The sequence below is a fragment of the Staphylococcus sp. HMSC34G04 genome (assembly GCF_001838765.1).
In the GTDB taxonomy this organism is placed as follows: Bacteria; Bacillota; Bacilli; order Staphylococcales; family Staphylococcaceae; genus Staphylococcus; species Staphylococcus epidermidis.
In genome coordinates this window covers 25,432-32,715 of sequence record NZ_KV838735.1, presented here as the reverse complement: position 1 = coordinate 32,715, position 7,284 = coordinate 25,432, and the positions used below count along the sequence as shown (strand labels likewise).

Genomic DNA, 7,284 nt, shown 5'->3' with positions numbered 1-7,284 from the left:
TTCTATATTATTTCAATAGAAATTGTCTTTATCTACTTATCCTAGAACTTTATGTCCCAGGCTATTAATTTTTTAATACAAAATGATTTATAAATAAAGTTATGAAAATCATATTTAACTTATTAAAATTCATCAAAAGAGTGAGACAATATTGAATGTCTAACCCTCTGTAATCATTGGTAAGGTGTTAACATTTTACTATGATTTAATTGCACGTTCTAATCTTCGATATGATTCTATTTGTTTGTCTTGATCATAGATATAACTAATTGCCATGAGTTCATCGATATCGCCGTACTCTTTTATGAACGATTCAAGTTTTTGTTTAACTGTTTCTTCAGATCCTATAAGTGAGCCTTTTAAACGTTGTTGCGCTAATTCATATTCGCGAGGTGTTAATAAGGCCTTTAAATCATCTGTTGGTGGTTGGACAGGTTGCATTTTTCCTCGTGTTATACTCACCATTATTTGAGACATCGTTGTTGCTAAATATTCTGCTTGCTCATCAGAATCTGACACAATTGTATTTAAACAAACAATTACATAAGGTTTATCAAGTACTTCTGAAGGTTCAAATAATTCTCTATAAATTTGTAGTGCGTCCTTCATTTGTTGTGGAGCAAAATGTCCTGCAAAAACATATGGCAACCCCTTACGTGCAGCTAAATGTGCAGAATCTGTAGATGAACCTAGAATATACATTGGGACATTTTTATTTACCGCAGGATAAGCACGTACATATGCTTGTTGATGACCCGGTCCAAAATATTGTTGCAGTTGTTCAACTTCTTCAGGAAATTGATAAACACCATTATGCTGATCTCTTCTTAATGCGCTCGCAGTCATCATATCTGTACCAGGAGCACGTCCTAATCCTAAGTCCACACGTTGAGGGAATAATGTTTCTAATGTCCCAAATTGTTCTGCTACGACTAATGGTGCATGATTCGGTAACATTATGCCTCCAGAACCTACTTTGATAGAATGAGTATGTTCTAATGTATGTTGAATTAATAAAGAAGTAGCTGAACTAACTAAATTTGGAGCATTGTGATGCTCTGCAATCCAGTAGCGCTCATAATCTAAGTCATCTAATGCTTGAGCGAGTGTAACCATGTCGTTAATTGCATCTTTATCTTCTTGACCTTCACGTATAGGTACTAAGTTTAATGCAGATAATTTTATATTTTTCATACAAAATGCTTCCTTTCCATTATTAATAATAGTTGAAGTATAACAATCATTTTCGATTTTCAATATTGAATTGCTCAAATTATTTTAACTTTATTTACAAAAATGTTATTCGATAAATTGGTAGGTTAGATGTTAAAATTTAAATGACTTACATTTTCTTTCATTGGAAAAACAGAAAAGTAGAAATAAATAAATAATGGTGCTATTATAGGAACATTGATAATTTGACAAGGAGTGTCCAAACATGGAAGTATACGCAGATTATGCTGCGACTACGCCAGTAAAACAAGAAGTAATAGATACTATGATGGAAATATATCAATCTCATTTTGGTAATCCATCGTCAATACATTCTATTGGTAGAGATGCGCGTAAATATCTTGACCAGTCACGTCGTACAGTTGCACAATTGTTGGGAGCGAATCCAAATGAAGTAATATTTACAAGTGGTGCAACAGAATCAAATAATACTGCTATAAAAGGATTAGTGAAAGCGAATGAACAATTAGGTAATCATATTATTACCACGAAAATTGAACACCACTCAGTATTACATGTATATGAGCAACTTGAAAAAGAAGGTTATGATGTTACGTATCTAGATGTAGATGATACTGGTGCAGTTGATTTAGACCAATTAAAAGAAACAATTAATGATAGAACAATTTTAGTATCAATTATGTTTGTAAATAATGAGATTGGAACAGTACAAAATATTTATGATATTGAAGATATTATTGCAGACACTCATGCATTATTCCATGTTGATGCTGTTCAAGCCATTGGACATTTAGATTTAGATTTTCATAATTTTAAAATTGATACGATGAGTATTTCAGCACACAAATTTGGTGGTCCTAAAGGTGTTGGTTTGCTATTAGTAAAAGAGCATACACCAATAGCATATAATCAACTTGGTGGTGAACAAGAAACCAAACGTCGAGCAGGTACAGAAAATTTACCTCAAATTGTAGGATTAACAAAGGCACTTGAATTAGCTATAACTAATCAAGATGCAAATAATGTTCATTTAATGAATTTAAAAGAATTATTTTTAGTTCAGTTACAGGAAAGGGCAATTCCGTTTGAATTAAACGGTTCGATGACAGATTCAACGGGGCATATTTTAAATATTTATTTTCCATTTATAGATGTTGAAACAATGTTAACATTACTAGATTTAGCCCATGTATATGTATCTTCAGGTTCTGCTTGTACAGCAGGTTCTACGACACCATCTCATGTACTCGCAGCTATGTTTGAAGATGAAGAACGAGCAAAACATTCAGTACGTTTTAGCTTTAATGAACAAACAACACCACAAGAAATTAAATATATAGTAGCTGAAATTCATAAAATCTATCATAAATTTAAGGAGGAATCATAGTGTCTAACAAAGATATACGCGTAGTTGTGGGCATGTCTGGTGGAGTGGATAGCTCTGTTACTGCATACTTGTTGAAAGAACAAGGTTATGATGTAATAGGTATATTTATGAAAAATTGGGACGATACTGATGAAAATGGAGTGTGTACAGCCACTGAGGATTATAATGACGTGATTGCAGTATGTAATCAAATTGGCATCCCATACTACGCTGTTAATTTTGAAGAACAGTATTGGGATAAAGTATTTACTTATTTTCTTGATGAATATAAAAAAGGTCGTACACCTAACCCTGATGTAATGTGTAATAAAGAAATTAAATTTAAAGCATTTTTAGAACATGCTTTAAAATTAGGGGCTGATTATGTCGCTACAGGTCATTATGCACGTATACGTCGTCATGAGGATGGGCATGTTGAAATGCTAAGAGGTGTTGACAATAATAAAGATCAAACTTACTTTTTAAATCAATTATCCCAAGAACAACTATCCAAAGTCATGTTCCCAATTGGAGATATTGAAAAAAGTGAAGTAAGACGTATTGCAGAAGAGCAAAATTTAGCTACTGCCAAGAAAAAAGACTCAACAGGTATTTGTTTTATCGGTGAAAGAAACTTTAAAGAATTTTTATCACAATACTTACCAGCTCAATCTGGTGAAATGTTGACATTGAACGGAAAAAAAATGGGACAGCATAGCGGATTGATGTATTATACAATTGGTCAACGCCACGGCTTAGGCATCGGTGGAGATGGAGATCCATGGTTTGTTGTTGGTAAAAATTTAAATGATAACATATTATATGTTGAACAAGGATTCCATCATGATGCACTTTATAGTGATTATCTTATAGCTTCTGATTTTTCATTTGTTAATCCAAGTGAAATTGATTTGGAAAAAGGTTTTGAATGTACAGCTAAATTCCGTTATCGCCAAAAAGATACTAAAGTTTATGTTCAACGCGAAAACGAGAATTCCATTAGAGTAACTTTTGCTGAACCAGTAAGAGCAATCACACCTGGTCAAGCAGTTGTCTTCTATAATCAAGAAGTATGTTTAGGTGGCGCTACAATTGATGATGTTTATAAAAACGAAGGTCAATTAAGTTACGTCGTATAAATTGCTTATACCGTTAATTCATGAGAAATTCTTGTATTAACGGTTTTTTTATGACTTGTTTTTTAATAAAAAATATATAAATAAAGAAAAATTGACTTAAATGTCCTGAAAATACATATTTCAATAATCATGTTATAATCGTGTAGAAATGAGGGAGAAAAAATGCACGAACAAAGTAAGATATACCAAAACATTAAAGATGGTAAATTAGATACCGCTTTGAAAGACTTGTTTGAAAATATAGAAGAAAATCCAGCCATTGTTGAAAATTATATTAACGCAGGTATTGTATTATCAGATGTTGGAGAAATTGAAAAAGCAGAACGTTTTTTTCAAAAGGCATTAACTATTGAACCTGAAAATGGTGCTGTTTACTATAACTTGGCGAATATTTATTATAATGAAGAACGTTATAACGAAGCAATAAAACTATATCAAACTGCACTACAATATGAAGTTGCGAAAAAAGATTGTAATTATATGATTGGTATGTCATTTAATCAACTAGGTGCTTTTAAAGAAGCTTTACCATTTTTAATGACTGCAGCTGAATTGGACGATGATAGAGATTTAGAAGTACAATTTCAATATGGTTTAGTACTATGTCAACTCGAAATGTTTGATGAAGCAATTAAACAATTAAATAAGGTTCTTTCTATCGATTCACAACATGTAGATGGTATATATAACCTTGGTTTAGCTACATATATGAAAAATGAAGATTTAGATGAAGCAATTGCATATTTTGAACAAGCAATATCAATTGATGAAAAACATTTACTTAGCCAACATGCATTAAAGACATTCAAAACTATGAAAGAGGAGGAATAATATGTCTGACCCTACACTTTTTGATTATTCAATGATCAAAGGTACAGTTGATACTATTTTATTTCAAAATACGGATAATTTTTATACTGTTCTAAAAGTAGATACTATCGAATCAAACGAAAAATTTGATAGTATGCCAACTGTGGTAGGGTTTCTTCCCAATGTAGTTGAAGGCGATGTTTATACTTTTAAGGGGCAAGTCGTACAACATCCACGTTATGGTAAGCAATTAAAGGCTGAAAGATTTGAAAAAGAGTTACCTCAAACTAAAGATGCTATTATTAGTTACTTATCAAGTGATTTATTTAAAGGCATCGGTAAAAAAACGGCTCAAAACATTGTAAATACACTAGGTGAAAATGCTATAAATGATATTTTAACTCGCCCAGAAATCTTAGAAAATGTACCTAGTTTACCAAAGAAGAAACAAAAACAAATTGCTGATCAGATTAATGCAAACCAAGAATCTGAAAAAATTATGATACGTTTACACGACCTTGGGTTTGGACCGAAATTATCAATGGCTATATATCAGTTCTATATGGGTGATACTTTAAATGTTTTAGATAAAAACCCTTACCAATTAGTATATGACATTAAAGGTATTGGATTTAATAAGGCTGATCAACTCGCTCGAAACGTCGGTATTGAGCCACATTCACCTGAAAGATTAAAAGCAGCATTATTATTTACATTAGAAGAAGAATGTATTAAACAAGGACATACATATCTACCTCGTACCATTGTTATAGAAACAACACAAAATTTACTCAATGAAGATATTGAGAAACCAGTTGAAACAGAGCAATTAATAGAAATAATTGACGTTTTATCAGAAGAGAAAAAATTAGTATCTGAAGCTGATCAGGTATCAATTCCAAGTTTATACTATTCAGAATTGAAAAGTGTGCAAAACTTATACCGAATTAAAACAAACACATCTAAATTAAAAGAAATAGAACAGTCTGATTTACAAATACATATTGGTGATATTGAGTCACAAAATAAGGTTAATTACTCTGCCTCTCAAAAAGAAGCGCTTGAAACAGCAATAAATTCTAAAATTATGCTTTTAACTGGCGGTCCGGGCACCGGTAAAACCACAGTAATTAAAGGTATAGTTGAATTATATGCAGAAATACATGGGCTCTCTCTCGATTATGATGATTACAATGAAGATGATTATCCAGTAGTGTTAGCCGCACCCACTGGTCGTGCTTCTAAGCGCCTTCACGAATCGACAGGTTTAGAAGCAATGACAATACATCGTTTAATCGGTTGGAACCAAGATACACAACCCCAGGATATTTTAGAAAATGAAATTAATGCAAGACTCATTATCATCGATGAAATGTCAATGGTAGATACTTGGTTGTTCCATCAATTTTTAAGTGCTGTGCCTTTAGAAGCACAAATTGTATTTGTCGGAGATGAAGATCAGTTACCATCAGTAGGTCCAGGACAGGTATTTAAAGACCTTATTGATTCTGAAATAATACCGCGTGTTAATCTTACCGAAGTATATCGTCAGCAAGATGGTTCCAGTATTATTGACTTAGCTCACCGTATGAAATTAAATGAACCTATCGATATTACTAAACGTTATCATGATCGTAGTTTTATTCGTTGTGGTACGAATCAAATACCAGACGTTGTTGATAAAGTAGTTAAAAGCGCTGTAGCTAAAGGCTATGATATGAGTGATATACAAGTTTTGGCTCCTATGTATAAAGGTAACGCTGGTATTAAGAGACTTAACCAAGTTCTACAATCTATTCTTAATCCGAAACAACAAGATGATCGTGAAATAGAATTTGGTGAAGCGGTGTTTCGAAAAGGGGATAAAGTACTTCAGTTAGTTAATCGACCTAATGATAATATATTTAATGGGGATATAGGTATAATAGTAGGTATATTTTGGGCCAAAGAAAATGCTCTAAATAAAGATGTGTTAGTTGTAGATTTTGAAGGTAATGAAATTACATTTACTAAACAAGATTTAATGGAACTAACACATGCATATTGTACATCTATCCATAAATCACAAGGTTCAGAATTTCCTATTGTTATTATGCCTATTGTTAGACAATATTATAGGATGTTACAACGTCCCATTCTTTATACAGGATTAACTAGAGCTAAACAATCACTTGTTTTGCTTGGTGAACAAGAAGCGTTTGATATAGGTTTAAAAACAAATGGACAAACACGATTAACACAATTAAATGATTTGTTAAAATCGTATTTTGGACAAAACAAAAATAATTTAAATACAAATAAACAAACTATTAACGAGCAAAAACAAAATGAAAATCAACTGGATTTGAATAATGAAAAAGAAAATGATATCCAATTAAACGAGTCGACAATTTTCCAAATTGATCCAATGATTAATATGGGGGAAATGACGCCATATGACTTCGTTGAACATTGACAAATCAATGTAAAGAAAATAAAATAAAACTAAGTAAGTATAGAGACGAGTAAATAACTTTTGAATTATAGAGATGTACTGGTTGGTGAAAAGTACAAACAAAATTATTGAATGCTACTCTATATTAGGTAAATAAAGTATACAAAGTGATAAGAAATAGTAGACAAACAAAATTCAAGTATGTAAATAGGTCACAATTCTTATAACTAGGGTGGTACCGCGATAACGTTCGTCCCTTTGTGGATGAACGTTTTTATATTCTTGAATAATACTCAACTATGACTATCTAACTGAGCTAACAAAAACGTATGAAGGAGAGT

Annotated in this window: 5 protein-coding genes; 4 read left to right on the top strand and 1 reads right to left on the bottom strand. The window is 31.9% G+C overall.

Translation table 11 applies throughout. From position 1 onward, the window contains the following. Window positions 1–198: 198 nt before the first annotated feature. Entirely contained in the window at window positions 199–1,194 is a 996-nt protein-coding gene (locus HMPREF3241_RS06765; protein ID WP_070853561.1) for an LLM class flavin-dependent oxidoreductase, read from the bottom strand. Between the two features lie 244 nt (window positions 1,195–1,438). Here HMPREF3241_RS06765 and HMPREF3241_RS06760 point away from each other — a divergent pair, with 244 nt between their 5' ends. From HMPREF3241_RS06760 to HMPREF3241_RS06745, 4 genes are all read left to right on the top strand, one after another. Further along, window positions 1,439–2,581: a cysteine desulfurase family protein gene (locus tag HMPREF3241_RS06760; RefSeq protein WP_002499788.1), complete on the top strand. Its 1,143-nt coding sequence runs from the start codon at window positions 1,439–1,441 to the stop codon at window positions 2,579–2,581. After that, entirely contained in the window at window positions 2,581–3,699 is a 1,119-nt protein-coding gene (mnmA, locus tag HMPREF3241_RS06755) for a tRNA 2-thiouridine(34) synthase MnmA (protein WP_002475161.1), read from the top strand. Before HMPREF3241_RS06760 ends, mnmA begins: the two co-directional genes overlap by 1 nt. Window positions 3,700–3,861: 162 nt before the next feature. After that, window positions 3,862–4,530 carry a tetratricopeptide repeat protein gene (locus HMPREF3241_RS06750; protein WP_002446604.1) on the top strand — a complete coding sequence of 223 codons (669 nt, stop codon included), beginning with the start codon at window positions 3,862–3,864 and terminating at the stop codon, window positions 4,528–4,530. Between the two features lies 1 nt (window position 4,531). Further along, window positions 4,532–6,964, top strand: coding sequence for an SF1B family DNA helicase RecD2 (locus HMPREF3241_RS06745; RefSeq protein WP_002475150.1), 2,433 nt, complete (start codon window positions 4,532–4,534; stop codon window positions 6,962–6,964). Window positions 6,965–7,284 lie beyond the last annotated feature (320 nt).